This is a genomic window from Clostridium sp. RTP31139st1_H3_RTP31139_211217, assembly GCF_040227035.1.
GTDB classification, from domain to species: Bacteria; Bacillota; Clostridia; order Clostridiales; family Clostridiaceae; genus Clostridium; species Clostridium saudiense.
In genome coordinates this window covers 11,608-12,565 of the sequence record NZ_JBCOAB010000073.1, presented here as the reverse complement: position 1 = coordinate 12,565, position 958 = coordinate 11,608, and the positions used below count along the sequence as shown (strand labels likewise).

The following is a 958-nucleotide window of genomic DNA, read 5'->3' as shown; positions in this document are numbered from 1 at the left end:
CAATTATTTTTTTGAAAATATAGAAAAAGAGCTATCGCTAGCGGATTTTTTTACCCGCTATTGCGACAGCTCCTTTTTTATTGAGGGATTCAAACATTAAAATTAAAAGTAGAAGGTTAAATGAGATTAATTTTTAGTAAGATACTAATATAATAGCTAAATTTCAATAATTGTTACATTAATATTAGAAAATTTAACAGGACAATTTGATTTGTTTATTAAACTTATAGTAGTACATGTTGAAGTTCTTATTATCGCTAAACCAATTATTTTTATTACTTCATTATTTGAAAATATTGTGGCAGAGTCCATTCCTGGATAAGGGTATCCATCTACTAATAGCTCTACATCAACTTTACTTTCATTAGAAATATCAAAATTAGTAGCATTTAAAGTACAGTTGAACATAAATGATTTCTTTGCAGATAAGTTGATAATTGGAGAGTTATTCATGTGCCTAATATTATAGCCTCTTTTTTGGATGTTTTTTGATAAAGAAATTAGTTGATTTTTTTGTTTAATTTCTATATTGGCTGTATTAATATATAAATAACTTTTTTCACATTGTGGAATATAGCATATTCTACAACAACCATCTGCGCCTGCAGGACCAGTAGGACCAGTTGGGCCTATAGAACCGGGAATTCCGGGAGTACCAGTACATCCAGTAGGACCGGTACAACCAAAGCAGCCTGGGAGACCAGTAGGTCCAGTAGGTCCAGTATTACCGGGAGTACCAGTAAAACCAGTACATCCAGTAGGACCGATAGCACCAAGAATACCAGGAGGACCAGTAGGTCCAGTTGGACCCGTATCACCGGGAGTACCAGTAAAACCAGTACATCCAGTTGGACCAGTGGCACCAAGAATACCAGTAGGACCAGTTGGACCAGTGGGACCAGTAGGACCGATAGCACCAAGAATACCAGGAGGACCAGTAGGTCCAGTTGGACCCGTA

At 36.3% G+C, this 958-nt stretch carries 1 pseudogene; it reads right to left on the bottom strand.

Annotated features, from left to right (window positions below):
- Positions 1 to 156 precede the first annotated feature (156 nt).
- Positions 157 to 958 (bottom strand): annotated as a pseudogene (locus tag ABUA17_RS17695) (hypothetical protein); the annotation flags it as partial.